The organism is Streptomyces sp. NPDC004327 (genome assembly GCF_042873935.1).
GTDB lineage: Bacteria > Actinomycetota > Actinomycetes > Streptomycetales > Streptomycetaceae > Streptomyces.
Map to the genome: position 1 here is coordinate 403,006 of NZ_JBIAME010000005.1, position 23,418 is coordinate 426,423.

The following is a 23,418-nucleotide window of genomic DNA, read 5'->3' on the forward strand; positions in this document are numbered from 1 at the left end:
ACCTGCTCGTTGAAAGGAGACAGGCCGTGACCCTGAAGATCGCTGTCTGTGTGAAGTACGTTCCCGACGCGTCCGGCGACCGCGGTTTCGCCGACGACCTGACCACCGACCGCGAGGAGGTCGACGGCCTCCTCTCCGAGCTCGACGAGTACGCGGTCGAGCAGGCGCTGCGGATCTCCGAGGAGGCCGACGACGCCGAGGTCACCGTCGTCACGGTCGGCCCGGACGACGCCACGGACGCGCTGCGCAAGGCGCTGTCGATGGGCGCCGACAAGGCCGTGCACGTCAACGACGAGGACATCCACGGCACCGACGTCATGGGCACCTCGGCGATCCTCGCCAAGGCCCTGGAGAAGACCGGTTTCGACCTGGTCGTCTGCGGCATGGCCTCGACGGACGGCACCATGGGCGTGCTGCCGGCGCTGCTCGCCGAGCGGCTGAACGTGCCGCAGATGACGCTGCTCTCCGAGGTCTCGGTGGACGGCGGCATCGTGGTGGGCCGCCGTGACGGCGACGCCGCCAGCGAGCAGCTCCAGGCCCCGCTGCCGGCCGTCGTCTCGGTCACCGACCAGTCCGGCGAGGCCCGTTACCCCTCCTTCAAGGGGATCATGGCCGCGAAGAAGAAGCCGGTCGAGGAGCTGGACCTGGACGACCTCGGCATCGACGCCGACACGGTCGGCCTCGGCGGCTCCTGGACGCTGGTCGAGTCGGCCACGGCGCGCCCGGCCCGCACGCAGGGCACGATCGTCACGGACGAGGGCGACGGCGGCAAGCAGCTCGCCGCCTTCCTGTCCGGCCAGAAGTTCATCTGACCCACCGTCACCATCCCTCAGGAGCAAGGAATCATGGCTGAGATCCTGGTTCTCGTGGACCACGCCGACGGTGCGGTCCGCAAGCCGGCCCTCGAACTGCTCACGCTGGCCCGCCGGATCGGCGAGCCCTCGGCGGTCGTCCTCGGCGCCGGCGAGGCCGCGGCCTCGATCGCCGCGACGGCCGGCGAGTACGGCGCGGCCACCGTGTACGTCGCGGACGGCGCGGAGTTCGCCGAGCAGCTCGTCGTGCCGAAGGTCGACGCGCTCACCCAGATCGCCAAGGACAAGGGCGTCGCCGCCGTTCTGGTGACCTCGTCCGGCGAGGGCAAGGAGATCGCGGCGCGCGTGGCGCTGCGGCTCGAGTCCGGTCTGATCACGGACGCGGTGGAGCTGGAGGCCGGCGAGAACGGCCCCGTCGCCACCCAGTCGGTGTTCGCCGCCTCGTACCAGGTGAAGTCGACCGTCTCGCACGGCGTGCCGGTCATCACCGTCAAGCCGAACTCGGCCGCCCCGGAGGCCGCGCCGGCCGCCGGCGCCGTCGAGAACGTGTCGGTCGCCTTCACCGGCAACGCCGCCACGGTCGTCTCGCGCACCGCGCGGGTCGCCACCGGCCGTCCGGAGCTCACCGAGTCGGCGATCGTGGTCTCGGGCGGCCGCGGTGTCGGCGCGGCCGAGGGCTTCGCGGTCGTCGAGAAGCTGGCCGACTCGCTCGGCGCGGCCGTCGGCGCCTCGCGCGCCGCGGTGGACGCCGGCTGGTACCCGCACTCCAACCAGGTGGGCCAGACCGGCAAGCAGGTCTCGCCGCAGCTGTACATCGCGGCGGGCATCTCCGGCGCGATCCAGCACCGGGCCGGCATGCAGACGTCGAAGACGATCGTCGCGGTCAACAAGGACGCCGAGGCCCCGATCTTCGACCTGGTCGACTTCGGTGTGGTCGGCGACCTGTTCGAGGTGCTGCCGCAGCTGACGGACGAGATCGGCGCCCGCTGATCCGCACGCCTGAATGAAGAAGGGGCGGGTGGCACTCTGTGCCACCCGCCCCTTCCATCTGTCCGCGTGCCGCGTGCCGCGTGTCCGTGAGTCCTCCGCGTCCGCGTGTGTCCGCGCGTGCCCGTGCGTCCGTGTCCCCGTGCGTCCACGCTCAGAACCAGCCGTCGAGCGCGACCTCCTCGCTCAGCCGCACGACCGGCCGGCGGCCCGGCCCCGTGCCGTCGTCCAGGAGCTTGACCCGGACGCCGGGGCGCACCGCGTGCGGGGGCCCGTCGACCTGGCAGCGCACCACGAAGCCCTCGGCCATGTGCACCGGCCAGAGGTCGGCCTGGGCGGCGGTGAAGGCGCGGCGTACGGAGATCACACCCTCGCCCGCGCTGAGTCGGGGCGTCAGCTCGGTGGACCCGCAGGTCGGGCAGAGCAGGCGCTGGAAGGTGGTGGTCTGGCACCAGTGGCAGACCTGGAAGTAGAGCTCGGGCTCGGCGGCCGGCTGCTCGGCTTCGAGGACGGCGCCGGCCTGGCTCCGCAGGCCCGTGGATCCGGTGTGGAACACGATGGTTCTCCTTGCACTCGGCGGCTCAACCGTGCATGGAGCCAACATATGGCACTGAGTGCCAGCAAATAAAGACCTGAGTTCCCTCAATTGACGATACTGAGATCCCTCCGTGTCCTGAGAGCGGCCCGCCCCGCCCCTCAGCTCTCGCCGAGGCTCGCCTCCACCTCGCGCACCACGCGCCACATCGGCGTCGAGCGCTTGGCGATCACCACGACCACGTCGTCCGGCTCCTGCTCCGCCGCCGTCCCGGCCGGCGCCGCGGCCGGGTCCCAGGTCGTGCGGACGAACTCCAGGGCCGAGTCGACCTCGGCCAGCGGGTCGCCCTCGCCGCCGGAGCGCAGCCAGTGGCGCAGCGCGTGGTTGTGGGCGGCGACCACGGCCGCGGCGACGACGTTGGCCCGCAGGGTGCCGTCGCGGCGGTCGGCGAAGCGGGTGCGGAGATAGTCGCCGAGGATCTTCTCGTAGCGCCAGACGACGGAGAGTTCGTACGTCCGCAGGCCCGCGACCTCGCGGGTGAGGCGGTAGCGCTGCACGGAGAAGGTGGGGTTCTCGGCGTACATCCGCATGACGAGCCGGGTGGCCTCGCAGACCCGGGCCAGCGGGTCGTCGGAGTCCTCGCTCGCCGCGAGGAACGCGGTCATGTCGGCGAGGCTCTGCTCGTGGTCCGGGAAGACCACGTCCTCCTTGGACGGGAAGTACCGGAAGAAGGACCTGCGGCCGACCCCGGCGGTCCTGACGATGTCGTCGACCGTCGTCTGCTCGTAGCCGCGCTCCAGGAAGAGCTGGAAGGCCGCCGCGACGAGGGAGTCACGCATCGAGGGCTTGGCGGGGTTCGTGCTCATGCACTCGAACCTAGCACTCGGATCCCTCTCACGGCGGCACTAGGTGCCATCTGCGAGGTCAGCGGCCGTCAGGCCGCTGACCGAGAGGCCGACGCACGGGCCGCCGACGCACGGGCCGCCGGCGCCGTACCGTCAGCGGGCGGCCATGCGCAGGGCGCCGTCCATCCGGATCGTCTCGCCGTTGAGGTAGTCGTGCTCGGCGATCATGGTGACCAGGCGGGCGTACTCCTCGGGGCGGGCGAGCCGCTGCGGGAAGGTGACGCTCGCGGCGAGCCCGGCGCGGATCTCGTCGCTGAAGCCGGCCATCATCGGGGTGTCGACGATGCCGGGCGCGACGGTGACGACGCGGATGCCGAACTGGGCGAGGTCACGGGCGGCGGTGATGGTCATCCCGGCGACACCGGCCTTGGAGGCGGCGTACGCGATCTGGCCGACCTGGCCCTCGAAGGCGGCGATGGAGGCGGTGTTGACGACGAGTCCGCGCTGCCCGTGCTCGTCCGGCTCCTGCTTGGCGACGGTCTCGGCGGCGAGCCGCATGACGTTGAAGGTGCCGACCAGATTGACGTCCAGGACCGCGCGGAACAGCTCCAGGTCGTGCGGGCCCTTGCGGCCGAGCACCCGGGCCGAGGGCGCGATGCCGGCGCAGTTCACCGCGAGCCGCAGCTCCGCCCCGTCCTCCTCGATCCGTGCGAGCGCGGCCCGCACCTGCTCCTCGTCGGTGACGTCGGCCGCGATCAGCGTGACCCCGTCCGCGGGCGCCTCGGCGCCCGCGACCGCCTTGTCGAGGTCGAGACCGTAGACCGTGGCGCCCTTCGCGGCGAGCGCCGCGGCCGTGGCGGCCCCGAGCCCGGAAGCGGCACCGGTGACGAGCGCGGCGGAACCTGCGATGTCCATGGATCTCCTCGTACGAGCGCCCGGCGGCGGGTGTCGGGCCGCCGGGTGTGATGGATGGCCGGCCACGGCGCCTTGTGGGCGCCCGGGGTCCGGGCACGGTCGACGCCGCTCACCCTACCGAGCGGCGTCGACGGCGAGCAGGTCCGCGGGGGCCGCTCTCCCGGGGCCGGGGCCTCACGACCATTCGTACAGCTTGGCGTCGGCCTTGCCGTCCGCGTCCACCTCGAACTCGAAGACTCCGGCGAGCGAGTTGAGCTTGGCGAAGCGCTCCGCCGCGGTCTCGAAGAAGATCGAGCCGCGCCAGCTCACGCTGCCGTTCTGGTTCAGGCGGCCCACTCCGGAGCCGTGCCAGGTGACGGTCTCGCCCTCCTGGGTCATGACGACGCCCTGGCCCTCGCCCCAGAGCGTGCCGTCCGCGCGCAGCACCGACTCGTACGTCCCGATGTCCTTGACCGGGACATCGAGCATCGTCCCGGTCGCCTGGAACGACGCCTCCATCACCGGGTGGCCGCCGTCCGTGGACAGCACCCGCATTCCCGTGGTCACGCCCTGTTCCTGGCCGATCAGCTCACCGAGCATGATGGGACTCCTCTCCGGAAATTCCGTCGGATCGGGTCCCCTCTTCCGCTGTACGCCCGTTCCGGCCCCCCGGCAACCGGGGCGCGCCGGTAGCCTGCGGGCCATGATGCGTGCCTGGCTCCTGCCGCTCTTCTTCGTCCTCGTCGGCGCCCTGGCGGTGGTCCGGGCGGCCCTGCGCGGCTCGCCCGGCGCCGCCGCCGCGTTCCTGCTGGTGTTCGCGGTGTGCGCGGTCTTGTACTCGCCGCTGATATTCCCGCGCACGACCGCCGCGCGGGCCGACGGCCGTCCGGTCGTCTACTGGCGGCCCGGCTGCAGGTACTGCATGCGCCTGCGCCTCCGGCTCGGCCTCGGCGCCCGCCGGGCGCACTGGGTGAACATCTGGCGCGACCCGGAGGCCGCGGCGGCGGTACGGGCGGCCAACGAGGGCAACGAGACCGTCCCGACGGTCGTCGTGGCGGGCCGACCGTACACCAATCCGGACCCGGCGTGGGTCCGGGAGCAGCTGGCGCGGCCTACTTCGCCGCCGCCGACAGCTGTCGGCTGATCACCAGGCGCTGGATCTGGTTCGTTCCCTCGAAGATCTGCATGATCTTCGCCTCGCGCATGTAGCGCTCGGCGGGGAAGTCCCGCGTGTAGCCGTAGCCGCCGAGGACCTGGACCGCGTCCGTGGTGACCTTCATGGCCGCGTCGGTGGCGATGAGCTTGGCGGCGCTGGCCTGGCGGCTGAAGGGGCGGCCGAGGTCGCGGCGGCGGGCGGCGTCGAGGTAGGTGGCGCGGGCGGAGTCGACGGCGGCGGCCATGTCGGCGAGGAGGAAGCCGAGGCCCTGGTGGTCGATGATCTTCCGGCCGAAGGTGGTGCGCTCGTTGGCGTAGGCCACGGCGGCGTTGAGGGCGGCCTGGGCGAGGCCCGTGGCGCAGGCGGCGATGCCGAGGCGGCCGCCGTCGAGGGCGCTGAAGGCGATCTGGAGGCCCTGGCCCTCCTCGCCGATGCGCCGGTCGGCGTCGAGGAGCGCGCCGTCCCAGTAGGCGGCCGTGGTGGGCACGGCCTGGAGGCCCATCTTCTTCTCGGGCGCGCCGAAGGAGAGGCCCTCGGCGGTGCCGGGCGCGAGGAAGCAGGAGATGCCGCGGCTGCCGGGGGCGGTGCGGGCGAAGAGGGAGTAGAAGCCGGCCTTGCCGCCGTGGGTGATCCACGCCTTGGTGCCGGTGATCCGGTACGCGGCGCCGCCGGTGCTGTTGGTGGCCGGCTCGGCCTTGCAGGTGAGCGCGGCGGCGTCGGAGCCGGCCTGGGGCTCGGAGAGGCTGTAGCCGCCGACGAGCCTGCCCTCCAGCATCGCGGGCAGCCAGCGCTCCTTCTGCTCGGCGGTGCCGAAGGCGTAGAGCGGGTGGCAGGCGAGGGTGTGGACGCTGGTGGCGACGGCGACGGCGGCCCAGCGGGCCGCGAGCTCTTCCAGGACCTGGAGGTAGACCTCGTAGGGCTGACCTCCGCCGCCGAACTCCTCGGGATACGCGAGACCGAGCAGCCCCGCCTCGCCGAGGGTCGCGAACAGGCCCTCCGGGTACGCCTCCTTGGCCTCGTGCTCGTCGGCGCGGGGGGCCAGCTCCTTGTCGGCGATCTCCCGCGTGAGAGCGATGAGGTCCGCCGCCTCGGGGGTGGGAAGCAGACGGTCGACATCCATGGCGACTCCATCTCGACGCAAAGGGGTGGCTGCGAAAGGCACTGCGGGACGGATCGGGAGATCCGCGAAACGGTACTGCGAGGGGTACGGCAGTACCGGTTAGCGTAGCGCAGACAGGGGTTTCCGTAACCCCCCGAACGGGTCGACCGGCATACTGTTCGGGTGATCGAGACCTCCGCCGCACACGCCCCCCGGCTCACGGGCCGGGGCGCCGCCCGGCGCTCCGAGCTCTTCGACGACCTCGTGGCGCTCCTGGTCGGCGAGGGCTTCGCCCAGCTGACCCTCGACGACCTGGCCGCCCGGCTGCGCTGCTCCAAGCGCACGCTCTACGGCCTCGCGGGCAGCAAGGAGCAGCTCGTCCGGGCCGCCGTGGTGCAGTTCTTCCGCCGCGCCACCGTGCGCGTCGAGGCGGTACTGGCCGCCGCGACCGGGCCGGCCGAGCGGCTGGCCGCCTATCTGCGGGCCGTCGCCGCCGAACTGGCGCCCGTCTCCCCGCAGTTCTTCGACGACGTCGCCGCCTTCGAGCCGGCCGCCGAGGTGTACGAGCGCAATACGCGCGCCGCCGCCGGGCGGGTGCAGGAGCTGATCGAGGAGGGCGTGTCGGCGGGCGTCTTCCGTGACGTGCACGTGGCCTTCGCCGCCGACGTCATCTCCTCGGTGATGGTCCGCATCCAGCAGCGGCAGGTGGCCGCGGCGACCGGACTCGCGGACGCGGCGGCGTACGAACAGCTCGCCGAGCTGCTCCTGAACGGCCTGCGCAAGGGCTGAGCGCGGCTACACCGGGGAGCCGGTCCGGCCGGCCGGCTCGCGCGGGCCGTCGTGGTGGATCGGGGTGTGCGCGCCGGTGAGGGAGGCGCCGCTGCCGCCGCGGCGGTCGGCGACGATCTCGGCGGCGATGGACAGGGCGGTCTCCTCGGGCGTACGGGCGCCGAGGTCGAGGCCGATCGGGGAGCGCAGCCTGGCCAGCTCGGGCTCGGTGACGCCGGCCTCGCGCAGCCGCCTGGTGCGGTCCTCGTGGGTGGTGCGGGAGCCCATCGCGCCGACGTAGGCGACGGGGAGCCGGAGCGCGGCCCGGAGCAGGGGGACGTCGAACCGGGCCTCGTGGGTGAGCACGCACAGCACCGTCCGGCCGTCCACGGCCGTGGACTCCAGGTAGCGGTGGGGCCAGTCGACGACGACCTCGTCGGCGTCGGGGAAGCGGGCCCGCGTCGCGAAGACGGGTCGGGCGTCGCAGACGGTCACGTGGTAGCCGAGGAAGCGGCCGACCCGGGCGAGCGCGGACGCGAAGTCGACGGCGCCGAAGACGATCATCCGCGGGGCGGGGACGGAGGACTCGACGAGGAGGGTCAAGGGCCGCCCGCACAGGCTGCCGTCCGCACCCGTCTCCACGGTGCCGGTGCGGCCCGCGTCCAGCATCGCGCGGCCTTCGGCCGCCGCGGTGCGGTCGAGCTCCCGGTGGCCGCCGAGCCCGCCCTCGTACGCACCGCCGGGACGGACGAGGAGGGCCCGGCCGAGCAGCTCGCCGGGGCCCCGGGCGACCCGGACCAGGGCCGCCGCCTCCCCAAAGGCGGCGGCCCTGAGCGCGGCGGCGTGGACCCCGCCGCGCACCGGGGTGACGAGGACGTCGATGACGCCTCCGCAGGTCAGACCGACCGCGAAGGCGTCCTCGTCGCTGTAGCCGAAGCGCTCGAGGACCGTACGGCCGTCCTCGAGCGCCTGCCGGCACAGCTCGTACACCGCGGCCTCCACGCATCCGCCGGAGACCGAGCCGAGCACCGTTCCGTCGCCGTCGACGGCGAGCGCGGCGCCCGGCTCCCGGGGCGCGCTGCCGCTGACGGCGACGACGGTGGCGACGGCGAAGTCGCGGCCCTGCTCGACCCACCGGTGCAGCTCGTCGGCGATGTCCAGCATGGCGAACTCCTCGGGGCCTTCGGCTCATTGCGTGCGAAGGGCGACCCTACCCGGGAGTCGGCCGGCCTGCCTGGCCGGCGGGCGGTCAGCCGACTCCGAGCCAGCTCTCGATCGGATGGATGGCGAAGTAGACGATGAAGATCGCGGTCAGCGCCCACATGAAGCCGCCGACCTCCCGGGCCTTGCCCTGCGCGCTCTTGATCACCACGTAGGAGATGACGCCGGCCGCGACACCGGTGGTGATGGTGTACGTGAAGGGCATGAGGACCACGGTGAGGAACACCGGGATCGCGACGGAGCGGTCGCTCCAGTCCACGTGCTTGGCGTTCTGCATCATCATCGAGCCGATGACGACCAGGGCCGCCGCGGCGACCTCCTGCGGCACGATCGCGGTCAGCGGCGTGAAGAAGAGGCACAGGGCGAAGAACGCGCCGGTGACCACGGAGGCCAGACCGGTACGGGCGCCCTCGCCGACGCCGGTGGCGGACTCGACGAAGACGGTCTGGCCGGAGGCGCCGCCGACGCCGCCGAGGACACCGCCCGCACCGTCGATGAACAGCGCCTTGGACAGGCCGGGCATGCGGCCCTGCGCGTCGGCGAGCTTGGCCTCGGTGCCGACGCCGAGGATGGTCGCCATGGCGTCGAAGAAGCCGGCCAGCACCAGGGTGAAGACGATCATGCTGATGGTGATGTAGCCGACGTCGCCCCAGCCGCTGAAGGACACGTTGCCGATCAACGAGAAGTCGGGCGCGGACACCGCGCTGCCGTGCAGCTCCGGCGGACCGGAGAACCAGGCCTTGGCCGGGATGTCGGCGACCGCGTTGAGGACGGCCGCGACGACGGTGCCGCTGACGATGCCGATGAGGATCGCGCCGGGGATGTTGCGCGACTGCAGAGCGAAGATCAGCAGCAGGGTGAAGGCGAAGATCAGGACGGGCCAGCCCTGGAGCTCACCGGCCGGGCCCAGGGTGACCGGGCCGCCGCCGGGAGCGGGGTTCTCGTGCACGAAGCCGGCCTTGACGAAGCCGATGATCGCGATGAAGAGACCGATGCCGATGGTGATGGCGTGCTTGAGCGCGAGCGGGATCGCGTTCATGATCATCTCGCGCAGGCCGGTGACGACCAGGAGACAGATCACCGCGCCGTACGCCACGGACATGCCCATGGCCTGCGGCCAGGTCATGACCGGGACGACCTGCGAGGCCATCACGCCCGAGACGCTGAGGCCGGCCGCGAGGGCCAGCGGGACCTTGCCCCAGAAGCCCATGAGGAGCGTGGTCACGGCCGCGCACAGGGCGGTGGCGGTGATCAGCGCGGCCTGTCCGAGCTGGTTTCCGGCGACATCCTTGCCGGAGAGGATCAGGGGGTTGAGCAGGAGAATGTACGCCATCGCCATGAAGGTGGTGACGCCGCCGCGGATCTCCGTCGCGACGGTGGATCCTCTCTCCGAGATGTGAAAGTACCGGTCGAGCCAGGACCTGCCGGCAGGATTGCGCGAGCCGTTGCCCGCGTCCTCCGCCGTCGTCCCGGGCTCCACTGACGACTGGGTCATGGGGCCTACTCCCAAGGTTCAAAGGGGCACCCGCATCGGAATCCATGGGCGCGGACGCGCGTGGGACTGCGGGATTTGGGATTTCCAGTTGGCTGCACGACCCGGGGGACGGCCCGAGACGAACGGGGTGAATCTCTTCACGCGCTGTTAACGCGAGGTGTGTGGCCTAGTACACAAGGCCCGGTCGCCACGGTGCAGTGACAGAAACCATGAAGCGGTTGGCCGGTCACCACCACCGTCTTGTAGATTCGAACGAAAGGCGGGGAACACCAGCCCCGCCGTTCCCCGCTGGAAACGGTGACCCCCGGTCACCGATCACAACGCGACATCCTTCACCATCGAACACCGACCACCACTGACGAGAAGAACGGCGGCGAGATCATGCGGCTGCGCGCACTGCTGGAGAACGACGCGCTGGGCCTGCGGCTGCTCGGCGGCGAGGAGGAGCTGGACCGCTCCGTCCGCGGCGTGATGACCACGGACCTCAAGGATCCCAGCCGCTACCTGTCCGGCGGCGAGCTCGTCCTCACCGGCCTCGCCTGGATGCGCGAGCCCGCGGACGCGGAGCCCTTCGTGCGGACCCTGACCTCGGCCGGAGTGGCCGCGCTCGCCGCGGGCGAGGCCGAACTGGGGGACATCCCGGAGGATCTCGTACAGGCGTGTTCTCGCCACCGGCTTCCGCTGTTTGCCGTACACGAGTCCGTTGCGTTCGCGACGATCACCGAGCATGTCGTTCGACAGGTCTCCGGTGAGCGGGCGGGCGACCTGGCCGCTGTCGTAGACCGGCACAGGCGGCTGATGACCTCCGGCCCGGCGGGCGGCGGACCGGAGGTCGTCCTGGACCTCCTGGGCTCCGACCTCGACCTGCGGGCCTGGGTGCTCTCCCCCACCGGCCGCCAGATCGCGGGCGCCGGCGACCCCCTCGACCCGGCCCTCGCCGCCACCCTGGCGGGCGAGCACCTGGCCGCCACCCGCACCGGCCGGCGCGGCCCGCACCGGCTCACCGCCGCCGGCACGGCCTACTCGCTCTTCCCGATCCGCAACACCGGCCGCGGCGCCCAGCCCGGCACCCGTGACGTGCGCGAGACCGTGCTGTCCGACTGGCTGCTCGCCGTCGAGGCCGACGCGAGCGACTGGCCGGCCGCCCGGCTCGACCTGCTCCAGGGCGTCACCCAGCTGATCGCCGTGGAGCGCGACCGGCGCGACGCGGCCCGCACGGTACGGCGCCGGCTCGCCCAGGAGGTCCTGGAGCTGGTGCAGACGGGCGCCGCGCCCGCCGAGATCGCCGCCCGGCTGCGGGTCGCCGCGCCGGTGCTGCTGCCCGGCCTCGGCACCGCGCCGCACTGGCAGGTCGTCGTCGCCCGCGTCGAATGGGAGCAGGACGGCGGGCAGGGCGCGGTCGACAGCGGCCCCGTCGCCCAGGCGCTCCTGGAGGAGATCCTGGTCGACCCGGCCACCACCGGCCCCGACTCGGCCGACCGGATCGCCGTCGCGCACAGCGGCGACGAGGCCATCGCGCTCGTCCCGCTGGCCACCGCGCCGCTGCCGGACAGCGAGGACGACCTGCCGGCCACCTCGCTCGGCCTGCACGCCGACGCGCTGCTCGGCGCCGTGCGCGCCCCGCTGTCCGCCGGGCTCGCCGACGACGGCCGGCTCACCCTGGGCGTCAGCGCCGCCGTGCACTCCGCCGAGGGGCTGCGCGGCGCCCTGGAGGAGGCCCGGCACGCCCGCCGGGTCGCCGCCGCCCGCCCGGGCCGGGTCTGCGCGGCCGGCCACCACGAGCTGGCCTCGCACGTGCTGCTGCTGCCCTTCGTCCCGGACGACGTCCGGCGCGCCTTCACGGCCCGCCTCCTGGACCCGCTGCGCGACTACGACCGGCGGCACCGGGCGGAGCTCATCCCGACCCTGGAGGCGTTCCTGGACTGCGACGGCTCCTGGACCCGCTGCGCGACGCGGCTCCACCTGCACGTGAACACGCTGCGCTACCGGGTGGGCCGGATCGAACAGCTCACGGGCCGGGACCTCTCCCGCCTGGAGGACAAGCTGGACTTCTTCCTGGCCCTGCGCATGAGCTGACCGGGTGAACGCGTACGGCACCGACGAGGCTTCATCTCATCGGGTGACCGGTGGAACTGACGGGGCGGCAGGAAACTGCCGCCCCTAGCCTCTTCCGGCCGCGTTCCGCCACCCCTCCCCTTTGTGAAAAGTTTCACCCGACCCCTTGGCCCACGCCTTCGGTTCGTGCTGAGATGCCGTCCTACTCAGCTCGATGGCGTGCTCGGGGAGGGCAATGTGGCGTACGGCCGGGGAACCCCACTGGAGACCGCGGTCTGGAGGCTTCGCTCCCGCGGCTGCTGGACGGACGCGGCCGAACTCCTCACGCCCCGCGCGGCCGAACCGGCCGCGGCCCTGGAGCGGGCGGCCCTGCTGATCGAACGCTGTCTCTACACCGAGCAGGGCTGGGCCGAGGCCGAGGAGGCGCTGCGCGCCGCGGAGGCGGTCGCCCGGACCGACGAGGAGCGCGGCGCGGCGGCCTGCGAACGCGGCTACCTCGCCTACGCCTCCACCCTCCTCGGCGTACGGGACCGGGCCGACGAGGCCCGCGCGGCGCTCGGCCGGGCGGCGGCGCTCACCGGCCCCGAGACGGCGGGCCGCGCCCTCCTCGACTTCCGCCGCGGCCTGATGGCCCAGAACCTCGGCGACTCCCCGCAGGCGGCCCGCGCCGCCTACCGCCGCGCCCACGCCGGCGCGACGGCCCACGACGACGAGCTGCTGCTCTCCTTCACCTGGCGCCACCTCGCCGGACTCGCCCTGCGCGAGGGCGAGTTGGCCGAGGCGCGGCACGGCTTCGCCGAATCCCTGCGCATCCGCGAGGAGTTGGGCTACCTGGTCGGCACCGCGCCCGCCCTCGCCTCGCTCGCCGACACCGAGCCGGAACCGGAGGCCGGCCGGCTGCGCGCGGAGGCCGGCCGGCTCTTCCGGCTCCTCGGGGGCGTACCGACGTGGCTGGCCGCGCAGCTCAAGCCGCGGCCGGCGATCTGAGTGCAGCTCAGGCGCCGTGCGTCCGCGCCCGGAACGTGCGCCGGTAGGTGTCCGGCGGCACGCCGACCGTACGGCTGAAGTGCCGGCGCAGCGTCGTGGCGGTGCCCATGCCGGTGGCCTCCGCGATGCGGTCGACGCTGTCGCCGGTGGTCTCAAGCAGCTCCTGGGCGTGCCGGATCCGCTGGGCCAGCAGCCATTGCAGCGGGGTGGTGCCGGTCACCGACCGGAAGTGGCGCCCCAGATGGCGCGAGCTCATCCGGGCCTGCCGGGCCAGGTCCTCGACGGTCAGCGGCTGGTCGAGCCGGGAGAGCGCCCAGGGGAACAGCTCGGCGAGCGGGTGGTTGTCCGGGGCGGGCACCGGGGTGGTGACGAACTGGGCCTGGCCGCCGTCCCGGTGCGGCGGCACGACCAGCCGGCGGGCGACCGCGTTGGCGACGGACGAGCCGCGGTCGAGGCGTACGAGGTGCAGGCACAGGTCCATCTCGGCCGCCTTGCCGGCCGAGGTCAGCACGCTGCCGTTGTCCACGTACAGCACGTCCGGATCCACCGTCACCCGCGGGTAGCGGGCGGCCAGTTCCGCCGTGTGCGCCCAGTGCGTGGTCGCCCGCCACCCGTCGAGGAGACCAGCGGCGGCCAGCACGAACGCGCCCGTGCAGAGCGAGACCACCCGCGCGCCCGCCTCGTGTGCCGCGCGTACGGCGTCGACCAGGTCGGAGGGCGGGTCCGCATCGACGTCGGCCCAGCCGGGGACGATCACGGTGGCGGCGTCTGCCAGCCGGTCGAGCCCGTGGTCGGGCTCCAGGGCGAACCGCCCGAACCGCACGGCGCCGGGCCCGCAGACGGAGAGCTCGTACCAAGGGCCGGGGACGGCGGCCGGCGCGGAGCCGAACACCTCGTGGGCCACGGAGAGTTCGAACTGCAGCATGCCGTCGGTGACGGCGAGGGCGACGGAGTCCACGTCCGGAATTGTACGGGTCATGTCGTTCCGGACACTCACCGTGGAACTCCGGCCGCACGCTGGATGGTCGCGACGGACGACATCCACCACGGGGAGAGCAGAACCATGGAATCGGTGACGGTATACGGGGCGTACGGGCACACCGGCCGGTTCGTCGTGACGGAGCTGCGCGCACGCGGGTACGTCCCGATCCTGTCGGGCCGCGACGACGCCAAGCTGAAGGCGCTCGCGGAGGAACACCCCGGCCTGGAGGCCCGTCCGGCGACGGTCGACGCCCCGGCCGCGCTCGACCGGGCGCTCGCCGGCGCGGCCGCCGTGATCAACTGCGCGGGGCCGTTCGCCGAGACCGCCGGCCCCGTGATCGAGGCGGCTCTGCGGGCCGGGATCCCGTACCTGGACGTGGCGGCCGAGATCGAGGCCAACGCCGACACCTTCGCCCGCTTCGCGGACCGCGCCCGCGCCGCCGGAACGGTCGTCCTGCCCGCGATGGCCTTCTACGGCGGCCTCGGCGACCTCCTCGCCACCGCCGCGATGGGCGACTGGTCGTCGGCCGACGAGGCCCACGTCGCGTACGGCCTGAACAGCTGGCACCCCACCAACGGCACCCGTGCGGCCGGTGCCGTCTCCCGCGAGCGGCGCGGCGGCCGCCGTGTCCGCTTCACCGGCGGCCGGCTCGAACACCGCGATGACGCCCTGCCGGCCCTCGACTGGGTGTTCCCCGCTCCGATGGGCCCGCGCGCGGTCATCGGCGAGTTCACGATGGCCGATGTCGTCACGCTCCCCAGCCACCTCGGCATCCCCGAGGTCACCACCTACATGACGGTCGAGGCGGCCCGGGACATCGCGTCCCCGGACACCCCGGCTCCCACCCCGGCCGACGAGCACGGCCGCTCCGACCAGACCTTCCTCGTCGACGTCCTCGTCCGCTCCGGCGGCGCCGAACGCCGCGCGGTGGCGACCGGCCGGGACATCTACGCCGTCACGGCGCCGCTCGTGGTCGAGGCGGTCGACCGCGTGCTCACGGGCCGTACGAGGACGGTGGGCGTGGCGTCGGCGGGCGAGCTGTTCGACGCGGCCGACTTCCTGGGCGCGCTGGGGGCGCACCTGACGGTGGAGCTGCGCGGATAGCGGCCGGGGCCCCGCGTCACCCGGTCCGCCGCTCCAGCCGGACGAGCACCTCGTCCAGGCCGAGGACGAGCGCTCCGTCGGCCGTCACGGCGACGGCCCGCACCGGCGGTCCCGGCCGGAAGACGAGCCGGTCGCCCTGCTCCACCCGGCGCAGCTCCACCACACCGTCGCCCCAAGCGGCAGCGAGGACCGGCCCGTGCGGCGTCTCCGCGGCGTCCAGCGAGACGACCGGCGACGAGCGCTCGACGAGCGGCGCGGGCTCCGCGTCGGTGCCGGGCGTCCACAGGCGTACGGCGCCGTCCGCGCCGCCGCTGCACACGAACGGCGTCTCGGACTCGACGGCGGCGACGGCCGTGACGCGCCCGCTGTGCAGGGCCGCCTGGTGCAGCCCGGTCAGTCCGAAGGCGTGTACGGAGCCCAGCCGGTCGCCCACGACCACCGAGCCGGCGATGGCGGCGAGCGCCGTCCCGGGGTGCCGGCTGAGCGTGGCGGAGACGGCCTCGGTGAGGCGGTGGAGGTAGGGCGCGCGGGGTTCGCGGCCGGGCACGGTGTGCAGCCGGCCGCGCTCGTCGAGGAGCAGCACGGTCCCGTCGGGGGCGGGCGCGAGTGCCCGGACGCGCCCGGTGACGGGGTGGTCGAGGCGTCCGAGCGCGCGTGCGTCGGCGGCGCTGACGAGGCGTACCGCGCCGCCGAGGTCGGCGACGAGCAGGGTGCCGCCCTGCGCGGCGAGGGCGGCGACCGGCCCGGGCCAGGGCGGGGCGATGTCGCCGGTGACGCGGGTCCAGCGCACGCGCCAGGGCGAGACGGCGGCGAGTTCGTCGAGGGCGGGCCGCAGCCGGGGGTCGGCGCCGTCGCCGAGGACGGCGAGCAGCCCGAGGGCCCGGTCGCCCGGGGTGTGCGCGGCGCACAGGCCCTGTCCGGCGCGCAGCCAGGCGGCGCGCAGCCCGCCGTGCTCGTCCCAGGGGTCACGTATGTACCCGGTGGTGACGGCGACGGGATCGGCGCCGCAGACGGCGACGGGATCGGAGAGGTCCACCTCGGGCGCACCGGGCGCGGCGCGCGGCGGCTCGCCGCCGCCGTCCCCCGGCTCACCCTCCTCCTCGTCCTCCACCACCGTGACCCGGCCCTCCGCCAGGACCTCGTACTCCCGCGTCCCCGGCCGCACCTCCACGACCATCCGCACCCGCCCGAGCCGTGCGACGTCCGCGAGCAGCGCGGCGACGGCTTCCGGTTCGGCGGCGGTGTGCAGGGCGGGCAGGAGCAGCACGGTGCGGGAGGTGCGGGAGGTCTCGGTGGTGGCGAGGGCGCGGGCGAGGTCGGCGGGGGACGTGGCGACGACGCCGAGCCGGTCGGCGACGGCCCACGCGGTGCCGAGGGCGCTGCGTCCGGTGAGCGGGACGAGCGCGCGGGCGGTGCGGCGGCGGCCGGCGCCGCGCGGGCCGTGCCGGGCCAGCCAGTCGAGCAGCCCGGGGCCGCCGGTGACGAGGCAGAGGCGGGGGGCGTCGGGGTCGGTGAGCCAGCCGAGCAGGGCCGCGGCCCCTGGGCGCTCCGCGCGGACGGACGGCATGATCACCTCTCGGTCGGCGCGGTCATGACGAGCGGTACAGAACGAAGGGACCCTGTCGTTGTCGACCTTAGTCGTCAGTCCTGCGCTCCGGTGAAGTGCTCGCGTACGAGTGCCGAAACGACCGGAAGATCCTGGGCGATCAGGGCATCGAGCAGGGCGGTGTGCTCGGCGGCGTCGGCGACGAGTTCGGCGTGCCGGGTGACGGGCGCGCTGACGAGGGGCCACTGGGAGCGGCGGTGGAGGTCGTCGGCGATGACGAGGAGCTGTTCGTTGCCGGCGAGGGAGAGGACGGCGCGGTGGAAGGCGCGGTCGGTCTCGGCGTAGTGGGCGCGGTCGCCGCGGGCGGCGGCGGTGGCGGTGGCCTCGGCGAGCGGGCGGAGTTCGCTCCAGCGGGCGGCGGGGACGTCACGGGCGAGCCGGAGCATGACGGGGACCTCGATCAGGGCCCGCACCTCGGCGAGCTCGGCGAGCTCGCGGGGGGTGCGTTCGCTGACGCGGAAGCCGCGGTTGGGGACGACCTCGACGGCGCCCTCGATGGCGAGCTGCTGCATGGCCTCGCGGACGGGGGTGGCGGAGACGCCGAAGCGTTCGCCGAGGGCGGGGGCGGAGTAGACCTCGCCGGGGACGAGTTCGCCGCCGACGAGTGCGGTGCGCAGCGCCTGCAGGATCTGGCCGCGCACGGAGTGCCGCCGCACGGGCCGGGGCGCGAGGCCGGGGGCGGGCGGCTCGCTGTGGGTGTGCTCGCCACGGGCGTGGTCCGGCGCCTGTGCCCGCGCTCCCTGCTGTGCCCGTGACTGCTCGGGGACCCTCGGCGCATCGGCGTACGCCTCGCCTGCCTCGTACCTCTCGTACGCCGCCTGCTCCACCCGGGTCCTCCTGCGCCTTCGTGCCGGCCCGGCTCGCGGTGCCCGGGTCCCCCGTGCACGATAGGCGGACGGCGTCGCAGTTCAAACACCGTGCGCATCGGGTAAGGTAAGGCTAACCTGCTAACGATCGCGATTCGGTGGTCCCGTATGGCCATGCCCGTTCTGCTGCCGTCTCCCCCCACTTCCCCCTCCTCGCCCGTCGCGGCCTCGTACGCCCGGCTCGGCGAGGTCTTCACCGCCCTGAGCATCACCGAGCTGCCGGCGGACGCGCGGCTGCCGCGGGGCACGGGCTGGGTCGGCGCGGCGGAGCTGGCCTCCGGCGGCGACGGGCTCGACGCCTTCCTCGCCTGGGACGAGGCGCAGGTGCGGCGGGACTACGGACGCGCGGCGCGGCCTGACGTGGTCGCGAGCTTCGCACTGCACCGCTACGCGTGGCCGGTCTGCCTCCTCGTCACCCTCCCCTGGTTCCTGCACCGCCGGGTGCCGCGCCTGCCCGCCCGGAACGTGGCCTTCCAGCGCGCGCTCGGGCGGCTCGCGATGCGCGTGGAGGAGTTCGCGTGCCTGCCGGACGATCCGGCGGCGGCGCTCCCCGGCGCGCGGGTGGTCGCCGGCGAGGAGGCGCTGCGGGCGGAGGTCCGGGAGTCGCTCGCGGAGCACTTCGAGGCGGTGCTGACCGGCTTCGGGCCGCGGATGCGACGGGGCCGGCGGGCCCTGTGGGGCATGGTGACGGACGAGATCGTCGAGGGCCTCTGGTACGTCGCGGCGCTGCTCGGCGACGAGGACCGCGCGCTGGCCGAGCTGGAGCGGCTGATGCCGGGGACGGCCGGGCCGTACGTGGGGCCCGCGGGCTTCCGGGAGCTGCCGGGCTCGGCCGAGGCGTGCGGCGCGGCCCGCGCGACCCGGGACCGGGCGACCTGCTGCCTGTTCTACACGCTGCGCCCCGAGGACACCTGCCTCACCTGCCCCCGCACCGCCGACGGCGAGCGGGTTCGCCGGCTCGCGGCGACGGCCTGACCGCCCCCTGCTCTCGGCGCACCCTCACGAGTGGTCGGATTCGAACACAACTCGGCTCTCTCGCCCGCCAGTTCGACCAGATCGCCCCCATTCGTAGGCCCTCCGGCCCCGATGGCGTGCTCTTGTCCCGAAAGCCCGTGGCCGCCTCGCCGGGTCGGCCAGTATGGGCGGCCGTACCGCCCTACTGCGAGGCAAGGGACATCGCAATGAGACTGACCGACATATCGCTCGACTGGCTGCTTCCGGGCGGCGTGATGGTGGCGGGAGTCCTGACGGCGGTGGCGGTGCTCGCGCGCGGCAAGCGCGCCGGTGACCAGGCCGCGGCCGACGACTCCTGGGAGCGCAGCGAGGAGCGCCGCAGGCGCAAGGAGGCCGTCTACGGCACCGCTTCCTACGTGCTGCTCTTCTGCTGCGCCGCGGTCGCGGCGGCGCTCTCCTTCCACGGGCTCGTCGGCTTCGGCCGGCAGAACCTCAACCTCGAGGGCGGCTGGGAGTACCTGGTCCCCTTCGGACTCGACGGCGCCGCGATGTTCTGCTCGGTGCTGGCGGTCCGCGAGGCCAGCCACGGTGACGCGGCGCTCGGCTCGCGCATGCTCGTCTGGATGTTCGCGGGGGCCGCGGCCTGGTTCAACTGGGTGCACGCGCCCCGGGGCATCGACCACGCGGGCGCCCCGCAGTTCTTCGCGGGGATGTCGCTGTCGGCGGCGGTGCTCTTCGACCGGGCGCTGAAGCAGACCAGGCGGGCGGCGCTGCGCGAGCAGGGCCTGATCCCGCGGCCGCTGCCGCAGATCCGGATGGTCCGCTGGCTGCGGGCGCCCCGGGAGACCTTCGGCGCCTGGTCGCTGATGCTCCTGGAAGGCGTACGGACGCTGGACGAGGCCGTGGACGAGGTGCGCGAGGACCGGCGGGAGCGGGAGCAGGACCGCATCCGCAGGCGGGAGCAGGCCAAGCTGGACCGGGCGCGGCTGAAGGCGATAAACCGGCAGCACCGCGCCTTTGGGCGGGGCGGCCGGCAGGTCGACGTGGCGGCGCTGGGCGCGGCCACCGGTGCGGGCTCCGCGACGGGGCCGGTGCCGGCCGCCGTCGCGGAGCCCGCCATAGCCGACCCCGGACAGCTGCCGCTACGATCCCGACCCTCCCTGCAGGCCGTGAAGGGCCATGAGCCGCTCGCGGCCGGGCCACGGACGGTGGACCTCACCGCCGAGGACGACACGCAGACGCTGCCCCGGCTCGACTCCCTGGAGCGCAAGCTCGCGGAGATGGAGCAGCAGTTCGGCTGAGCCGGGTCCGACCCCGGCACGCACGGTACGGCGGGGCCGCCCGAGGAGACTCCTCAGGCGGCCCCGCCGTTCAGTTCGAACCAGACCACCTTGCCCGCGCCGTGCTGGTCCACTCCCCAGGCGTCGGCGAGCGCCTGGACCAGGACCAGGCCGCGGCCGTGCGTACCGTCGTCGGCGCGCGGTACCCGCGACTGCTTCAGGCCGGGCACGAAGTCCCGTACCTCGACGCGCAGTTGCTCGGGGTCGACGGTCGCGGTGACGACCGCGCCGTGTCCCGTGTGGATGAGCGCGTTGGTCACCAGTTCGCTGGTGAGCAGCTCGGCGACGTCGGTGGCGCCCGGTTCGCCCCAGCCGCCCAGCATCGCGCGTAACGCATGGCGCACCTCCGGTACCGCGGTGAGATCGGCGCCTCCCACCTTTCTCAGCAGTTGAGTCGGCTGCTTCGCCTCCCCGGCCATACCCGGTAACCCCCACCCCGTCGTCGGATCGAACAGGCTCACGGGGATGCATGCCCCGCGGGAAGGCACGCATTCATCGACATGTACGGACCGTCAAGGTCTGGGCACATTGCGCAAGTTGGACCGCGCCATCTGGAGCATGCGGCCCACGCCCCCGTCGAGCACCATCTTCCCGGCGGAGAGCGCGAAGCCGGTGACCATCTCGGCGCTGATCTTCGGCGGGATGGACAGGGCGTTGGGGTCGGTCACGACGTCGACGAGCGCCGGGCCCTTGTGCTTGAAGGCGTCCTTCAGGGCGCCCGCGAGCTGCTTGGGCTTCTCCACCCGCACGCCGTAGGCGCCGGCCGCGCGGGCGACGGCGGCGAAGTCGGGGTTCTTGTTGGTGGTTCCGTACGAGGGCAGTCCGGACACCAGCATCTCCAACTCCACCATGCCCAGGCTGGAGTTGTTGAAGAGGACGACCTTCACCGGCAGGTCGTACTGGACCAAGGTGAGGAAGTCGCCCATGAGCATGGTGAATCCACCGTCGCCGGACATCGACACGACCTGCCGGCCACGGTCGAGGAACTGCGCGCCGATGGCCTGCGGCAGCGCGTTGGCCATGGAGCCGTGACTGAAGGAGCCGATGATCCGGCGGCGTCCGTTGGGGGTGAGGTAGCGCGCGGCCCAGACGTTGCACATCCCGGTGTCGACGGTGAAGACCGCGTCGTCGTCGGCGAGTTCGTCGAGCACGGCGGCCACGTACTCCGGATGGATCGGGACGTGCTTCTCCACCTTGCGGGTGTACGCCCTGACCACGCCCTCCAGGGCGTCGGCGTGCTTCTTCAGCATGCGGTCGAGGAAGCGCCGGTCCGTCTTAGCCCGCACGCGCGGGATCAGGCAGCGCAGGGTCTCGCGGACGTCGCCCCAGACCGCGAGGTCGAGCTTGGAGCGCCGGCCGAGCCGCTCGGGCCGTACGTCGATCTGGACGATCTTCACGTCGTCGGGCAGGAAGGCGTTGTACGGGAAGTCGGTGCCGAGCAGGATCAGCAGATCGCACTCGTGGGTGGCCTCGTAGGCGGCGCCGTAGCCGAGGAGCCCGCTCATCCCGACGTCGAACTTGTTGTCGTACTGGATCCATTCCTTCCCGCGCAGCGCGTGTCCGACGGGCGACTTGACCCGCTCGGCGAACTCCATGACCTCGGCGTGCGCCCCGGCCGTGCCGCTGCCGCAGAACAGCGTCACCCGTTCGGCGGAGTCGATCATCCGCACCAGGTCGTCGATCTCTCCGTCGCCGGGCCGGACGGTGGGCCGGGAGGTGACGAGCGCGGTCTCGACGGTCTTCTCGGAGGCGGGCAGGGCGGCGATGTCGCCGGGCAGCGCGACCACGCTGACGCCGCCCCGGCCGACGGCGTGCTGGATGGCGCTCTGCAGCAGCCGGGGCATCTGGCTCGGGTTGGAGATCAGCTCGCTGTAGTGGCTGCACTCGCGGAACAGCTGGTCGGGGTGGGTCTCCTGGAAGTAGCCGAGGCCGATCTCGCCGGACGGGATGTGCGAGGCGAGGGCGAGCACCGGGGCCATGGAGCGGTGCGCGTCGTACAGGCCGTTGATGAGGTGCAGGTTTCCCGGGCCGCAGGAGCCGGCGCAGGCCGCGAGCCTGCCGGTGAGCTGGGCCTCGGCGCCGGCGGCGAAGGCGGCGACCTCCTCGTGCCGCACCTGGATCCAGTCGATGGCGGCGTTGCGGCGGATCGCGTCGACGACCGGGTTCAGGCTGTCGCCGACGACGCCGTAGAGGCGCTGCACGCCCGCGCGGACGAGGATGTCGACGAACTGTTCCGCGACGTTCTGTTTGGCCATGGATCCATCAACCCACGGGCACGGGGGTCGCGCCCGTCGCGTTACGCCTCCCAGACGGCCACGCCCGTGCGGTCGTCGGCGTAGCCGGTGACGCGCAGTTGGGTGTCGGCGAGGAAGACGGCGAGGCCCGGCGGCTCGGCGCCGGCCCAGCGCGCGGCGAGCTCGTGGGCGAGGGCGGGCTCGCCGCGCATCGGTTCGGCGAGGCCGTTCGAGGCGAGCAGCAGCGTGTCGCCGGGGCGGGCGACGGAGGCGCGGAAGCGGAAGGGCTCGGCGGGCGGCGCCGGCTCGGACTCGATGAAGGGGCGGCCGGGGGTGTCGGTGACGGCGAGCTTCATGGTGAGGCGCTCGCCGTCCTCACCGGCCTCGGGCTCGTCGGCCGGCGGCGGCGATCCGAAGCCGACGACGGGCGCGCCGACGGTGGCCGCCGCCTCCGGAAGGAGCGGTTCGATGTCCTGCCAGGAGCCGTCGCGGAGCCGGAACAGGCCGCCGGGGCCGACGCCGAAGAAGACCCGGGTGCGGCAGTCGGGGTCGGCGGAGAGCAGCAGGCAGCGCAGCCCGGCGGTGTGTTCGTCGGGGTCGAGGCCGCGCTCGGCGGCGCGGGTGCGCAGCTTGCCGTAGGTGCGGTCGGTGAGCCGGTGCAGCCCGGACTTGAGGTCGCCCCGGCGGCCGGAGCGGATGTCCTCGGAGAGCCGGGCGTGGCTGCGGCCGACGGCCTCGCCGATCCAGCGGCAGACGTCGGCCGCGGCGAGGTGGGTGTCCGGAGCGGCGCGCCGGCCGACGGCGATGGCGACGAGCACGAGCGCGGCCTCGTCATGCCCGAAGCGGGCGGTGAGCAGGGCGTCGCGCCGGGGTTCGCCGCGGTAGCGCGCGGAGTCGCCGCGGACGGAGGCGGCGCGCAGGGTGTAGGAGCCGTAGCGGGCGCCGTCGAGGACGGTGTCGGCGACGAGGTCGTCGAGCTCGCCGGGGCGGGCGGTGGGCAGGGTGGTGGGCTCGGGCTCGTACGTGGGCGGGCGGCTGCCCACGTGTCCGGTACGGGGCCGGGGCGCGGGGAGCTGGACCTGCACGGTCGGCGCCTCGACGGGCGGGGCGGGCGGGTCGGCCGGCTCGACGGGCGGGGCGGGCGCGGCGGGCGCGGTGGCGGGCGCGGCGGCGGGCGCGGCCGCCGTGAACTCCGGCGCGCTCGCCGTCGCGGCGCTTGCCGTCGTGGCGCTCGCCGTCGTGGCGCTTGCCGTCGTCGTCGCCGCCGCGGAGTCGTACCGCTCGTCGAGGCTGTCGGCGGTCGGCGCGGGCGCGGTGTCCGGCGCGGACTCGTCGTACAGCTTGTCCCACCAGTTGGTGTCCCCCTGCTGAGTCATGCCCTTATTGTCCACCGCACGGGGCGTCGGAAAACGGGACACCAGCAAAAGCGTTACGGCAAAAGAGTGATCCGCCGGACGGCCCCACCCCCCACGGGAGGA

Annotated in this window: 22 protein-coding genes; 9 read left to right on the top strand and 13 right to left on the bottom strand. The window is 73.7% G+C overall.

Annotated elements, in window-relative coordinates:
• Positions 1-26: 26 nt before the first annotated feature.
• Together ACFYU9_RS19550 and ACFYU9_RS19555 are read left to right on the top strand one after the other, a co-directional pair.
• Positions 27-812 carry an electron transfer flavoprotein subunit beta/FixA family protein gene (locus ACFYU9_RS19550; RefSeq protein WP_389207430.1) on the top strand — a complete coding sequence of 262 codons (786 nt, stop codon included), beginning with the start codon at positions 27-29 and terminating at the stop codon, positions 810-812.
• Between the two features lie 33 nt (positions 813-845).
• On the top strand, positions 846-1,802 hold the full coding sequence (locus tag ACFYU9_RS19555) for an electron transfer flavoprotein subunit alpha/FixB family protein (protein WP_389207432.1): 957 nt from the start codon (positions 846-848) through the stop codon (positions 1,800-1,802).
• A gap of 151 nt (positions 1,803-1,953) precedes the next feature.
• On the opposite strand, the gene ACFYU9_RS19560 is transcribed toward ACFYU9_RS19555, so the two are convergent.
• The 4 genes from ACFYU9_RS19560 to ACFYU9_RS19575 form a co-directional block, all read right to left on the bottom strand.
• Positions 1,954-2,355 carry a Zn-ribbon domain-containing OB-fold protein gene (locus tag ACFYU9_RS19560; protein WP_389207434.1) on the bottom strand — a complete coding sequence of 134 codons (402 nt, stop codon included), beginning with the start codon at positions 2,353-2,355 and terminating at the stop codon, positions 1,954-1,956.
• A 140-nt stretch (positions 2,356-2,495) separates the two neighbouring features.
• A complete protein-coding gene (locus tag ACFYU9_RS19565) occupies positions 2,496-3,200 on the bottom strand; it encodes a TetR family transcriptional regulator (protein ID WP_389207436.1) in 705 nt (234 codons plus the stop codon).
• Positions 3,201-3,332: 132 nt separating this feature from the next.
• A complete protein-coding gene (locus tag ACFYU9_RS19570; protein WP_389345510.1) occupies positions 3,333-4,094 on the bottom strand; it encodes an SDR family NAD(P)-dependent oxidoreductase in 762 nt (253 codons plus the stop codon).
• Between the two features lie 174 nt (positions 4,095-4,268).
• Positions 4,269-4,673 (bottom strand): hypothetical protein, encoded by a 405-nt coding sequence (locus ACFYU9_RS19575; protein WP_389345511.1) that lies wholly within the window; start codon positions 4,671-4,673, stop codon positions 4,269-4,271.
• Positions 4,674-4,776: 103 nt separating this feature from the next.
• On the opposite strand from ACFYU9_RS19575, the gene ACFYU9_RS19580 reads away from it, so the two are divergent.
• Entirely contained in the window at positions 4,777-5,217 is a 441-nt protein-coding gene (locus ACFYU9_RS19580) for a glutaredoxin domain-containing protein (protein ID WP_389207441.1), read from the top strand.
• On the opposite strand, the gene ACFYU9_RS19585 is transcribed toward ACFYU9_RS19580, so the two are convergent.
• The gene (locus ACFYU9_RS19585) at positions 5,186-6,349 is read right to left on the bottom strand and encodes an acyl-CoA dehydrogenase family protein (protein WP_389207443.1); all 1,164 of its coding nucleotides are present in this window, start codon (positions 6,347-6,349) and stop codon (positions 5,186-5,188) included. The genes ACFYU9_RS19580 and ACFYU9_RS19585 overlap by 32 nt on opposite strands.
• Before the next feature lie 162 nt (positions 6,350-6,511).
• On the opposite strand from ACFYU9_RS19585, the gene ACFYU9_RS19590 reads away from it, so the two are divergent.
• Positions 6,512-7,117 carry a TetR/AcrR family transcriptional regulator gene (locus ACFYU9_RS19590; protein WP_389207445.1) on the top strand — a complete coding sequence of 202 codons (606 nt, stop codon included), beginning with the start codon at positions 6,512-6,514 and terminating at the stop codon, positions 7,115-7,117.
• 6 nt (positions 7,118-7,123) lie between these two features.
• Here the strand turns inward: ACFYU9_RS19590 and ACFYU9_RS19595 are convergent, their stop codons facing one another.
• Both ACFYU9_RS19595 and ACFYU9_RS19600 read right to left on the bottom strand, forming a co-directional pair.
• A complete protein-coding gene (locus ACFYU9_RS19595; RefSeq protein ID WP_389345512.1) occupies positions 7,124-8,260 on the bottom strand; it encodes an XdhC family protein in 1,137 nt (378 codons plus the stop codon).
• Positions 8,261-8,345: 85 nt separating this feature from the next.
• Positions 8,346-9,812: an NCS2 family permease gene (locus tag ACFYU9_RS19600; protein ID WP_389207449.1), complete on the bottom strand. Its 1,467-nt coding sequence runs from the start codon at positions 9,810-9,812 to the stop codon at positions 8,346-8,348.
• A 381-nt stretch (positions 9,813-10,193) separates the two neighbouring features.
• Here ACFYU9_RS19600 and ACFYU9_RS19605 point away from each other — a divergent pair, with 381 nt between their 5' ends.
• Complete coding sequence (locus tag ACFYU9_RS19605) at positions 10,194-11,888, top strand: PucR family transcriptional regulator (RefSeq protein WP_389207451.1); 1,695 nt, start codon at positions 10,194-10,196, stop codon at positions 11,886-11,888.
• 198 nt (positions 11,889-12,086) lie between these two features.
• Positions 12,087-12,854: a hypothetical protein gene (locus ACFYU9_RS19610; RefSeq protein ID WP_389207453.1), complete on the top strand. Its 768-nt coding sequence runs from the start codon at positions 12,087-12,089 to the stop codon at positions 12,852-12,854.
• A gap of 7 nt (positions 12,855-12,861) precedes the next feature.
• Here ACFYU9_RS19610 and ACFYU9_RS19615 read toward each other — a convergent pair whose 3' ends face one another.
• Positions 12,862-13,812: a helix-turn-helix domain-containing protein gene (locus tag ACFYU9_RS19615; RefSeq protein ID WP_389345513.1), complete on the bottom strand. Its 951-nt coding sequence runs from the start codon at positions 13,810-13,812 to the stop codon at positions 12,862-12,864.
• A 105-nt stretch (positions 13,813-13,917) separates the two neighbouring features.
• On the opposite strand from ACFYU9_RS19615, the gene ACFYU9_RS19620 reads away from it, so the two are divergent.
• A complete protein-coding gene (locus tag ACFYU9_RS19620) occupies positions 13,918-14,940 on the top strand; it encodes a saccharopine dehydrogenase NADP-binding domain-containing protein (protein WP_389345514.1) in 1,023 nt (340 codons plus the stop codon).
• 16 nt (positions 14,941-14,956) lie between these two features.
• On the opposite strand, the gene ACFYU9_RS19625 is transcribed toward ACFYU9_RS19620, so the two are convergent.
• Positions 14,957-16,507: a WD40 repeat domain-containing protein gene (locus ACFYU9_RS19625; protein ID WP_389345515.1), complete on the bottom strand. Its 1,551-nt coding sequence runs from the start codon at positions 16,505-16,507 to the stop codon at positions 14,957-14,959.
• Positions 16,508-16,581: 74 nt separating this feature from the next.
• Positions 16,582-17,373 carry a GntR family transcriptional regulator gene (locus tag ACFYU9_RS19630; protein ID WP_389345516.1) on the bottom strand — a complete coding sequence of 264 codons (792 nt, stop codon included), beginning with the start codon at positions 17,371-17,373 and terminating at the stop codon, positions 16,582-16,584.
• A gap of 147 nt (positions 17,374-17,520) precedes the next feature.
• On the opposite strand from ACFYU9_RS19630, the gene ACFYU9_RS19635 reads away from it, so the two are divergent.
• Both ACFYU9_RS19635 and ACFYU9_RS19640 read left to right on the top strand, forming a co-directional pair.
• Positions 17,521-18,387: a (2Fe-2S)-binding protein gene (locus tag ACFYU9_RS19635; RefSeq protein ID WP_389345517.1), complete on the top strand. Its 867-nt coding sequence runs from the start codon at positions 17,521-17,523 to the stop codon at positions 18,385-18,387.
• 206 nt (positions 18,388-18,593) lie between these two features.
• Positions 18,594-19,667, top strand: a complete 1,074-nt coding sequence (locus ACFYU9_RS19640; protein WP_389207463.1) for a DUF2637 domain-containing protein — start codon at positions 18,594-18,596, stop codon at positions 19,665-19,667.
• A 53-nt stretch (positions 19,668-19,720) separates the two neighbouring features.
• On the opposite strand, the gene ACFYU9_RS19645 is transcribed toward ACFYU9_RS19640, so the two are convergent.
• The 3 genes from ACFYU9_RS19645 to ACFYU9_RS19655 all read right to left on the bottom strand — a co-directional run bounded on the left by ACFYU9_RS19645 (position 19,721) and on the right by ACFYU9_RS19655 (position 23,316).
• Entirely contained in the window at positions 19,721-20,125 is a 405-nt protein-coding gene (locus ACFYU9_RS19645; RefSeq protein ID WP_389345518.1) for an ATP-binding protein, read from the bottom strand.
• Positions 20,126-20,218: 93 nt separating this feature from the next.
• Positions 20,219-21,961, bottom strand: a complete 1,743-nt coding sequence (locus tag ACFYU9_RS19650) for a pyruvate dehydrogenase (protein ID WP_389345519.1) — start codon at positions 21,959-21,961, stop codon at positions 20,219-20,221.
• Positions 21,962-22,002: 41 nt separating this feature from the next.
• Complete coding sequence (locus ACFYU9_RS19655) at positions 22,003-23,316, bottom strand: protein phosphatase 2C domain-containing protein (RefSeq protein WP_389345520.1); 1,314 nt, start codon at positions 23,314-23,316, stop codon at positions 22,003-22,005.
• Between the last annotated feature and the right edge of the window lie 102 nt (positions 23,317-23,418).

Coding starts and splice junctions, on each gene's coding strand:
- ACFYU9_RS19580 (WP_389207441.1), top strand. CDS start 4,777: ATGATGCGTGCCTGGCTCCTGCCGCTCTTCTTCGTCCTCGTCGGCGCC.
- ACFYU9_RS19620 (WP_389345514.1), top strand. CDS start 13,918: ATGGAATCGGTGACGGTATACGGGGCGTACGGGCACACCGGCCGGTTC.
- ACFYU9_RS19565 (WP_389207436.1), bottom strand. CDS start 3,200: ATGAGCACGAACCCCGCCAAGCCCTCGATGCGTGACTCCCTCGTCGCG.
- ACFYU9_RS19605 (WP_389207451.1), top strand. CDS start 10,194: ATGCGGCTGCGCGCACTGCTGGAGAACGACGCGCTGGGCCTGCGGCTG.
- ACFYU9_RS19600 (WP_389207449.1), bottom strand. CDS start 9,812: ATGACCCAGTCGTCAGTGGAGCCCGGGACGACGGCGGAGGACGCGGGC.
- ACFYU9_RS19555 (WP_389207432.1), top strand. CDS start 846: ATGGCTGAGATCCTGGTTCTCGTGGACCACGCCGACGGTGCGGTCCGC.
- ACFYU9_RS19640 (WP_389207463.1), top strand. CDS start 18,594: ATGAGACTGACCGACATATCGCTCGACTGGCTGCTTCCGGGCGGCGTG.
- ACFYU9_RS19575 (WP_389345511.1), bottom strand. CDS start 4,673: ATGCTCGGTGAGCTGATCGGCCAGGAACAGGGCGTGACCACGGGAATG.
- ACFYU9_RS19625 (WP_389345515.1), bottom strand. CDS start 16,507: ATGCCGTCCGTCCGCGCGGAGCGCCCAGGGGCCGCGGCCCTGCTCGGC.
- ACFYU9_RS19645 (WP_389345518.1), bottom strand. CDS start 20,125: ATGGCCGGGGAGGCGAAGCAGCCGACTCAACTGCTGAGAAAGGTGGGA.
- ACFYU9_RS19595 (WP_389345512.1), bottom strand. CDS start 8,260: ATGCTGGACATCGCCGACGAGCTGCACCGGTGGGTCGAGCAGGGCCGC.
- ACFYU9_RS19655 (WP_389345520.1), bottom strand. CDS start 23,316: ATGACTCAGCAGGGGGACACCAACTGGTGGGACAAGCTGTACGACGAG.
- ACFYU9_RS19570 (WP_389345510.1), bottom strand. CDS start 4,094: ATGGACATCGCAGGTTCCGCCGCGCTCGTCACCGGTGCCGCTTCCGGG.
- ACFYU9_RS19635 (WP_389345517.1), top strand. CDS start 17,521: ATGGCCATGCCCGTTCTGCTGCCGTCTCCCCCCACTTCCCCCTCCTCG.
- ACFYU9_RS19650 (WP_389345519.1), bottom strand. CDS start 21,961: ATGGCCAAACAGAACGTCGCGGAACAGTTCGTCGACATCCTCGTCCGC.
- ACFYU9_RS19585 (WP_389207443.1), bottom strand. CDS start 6,349: ATGGATGTCGACCGTCTGCTTCCCACCCCCGAGGCGGCGGACCTCATC.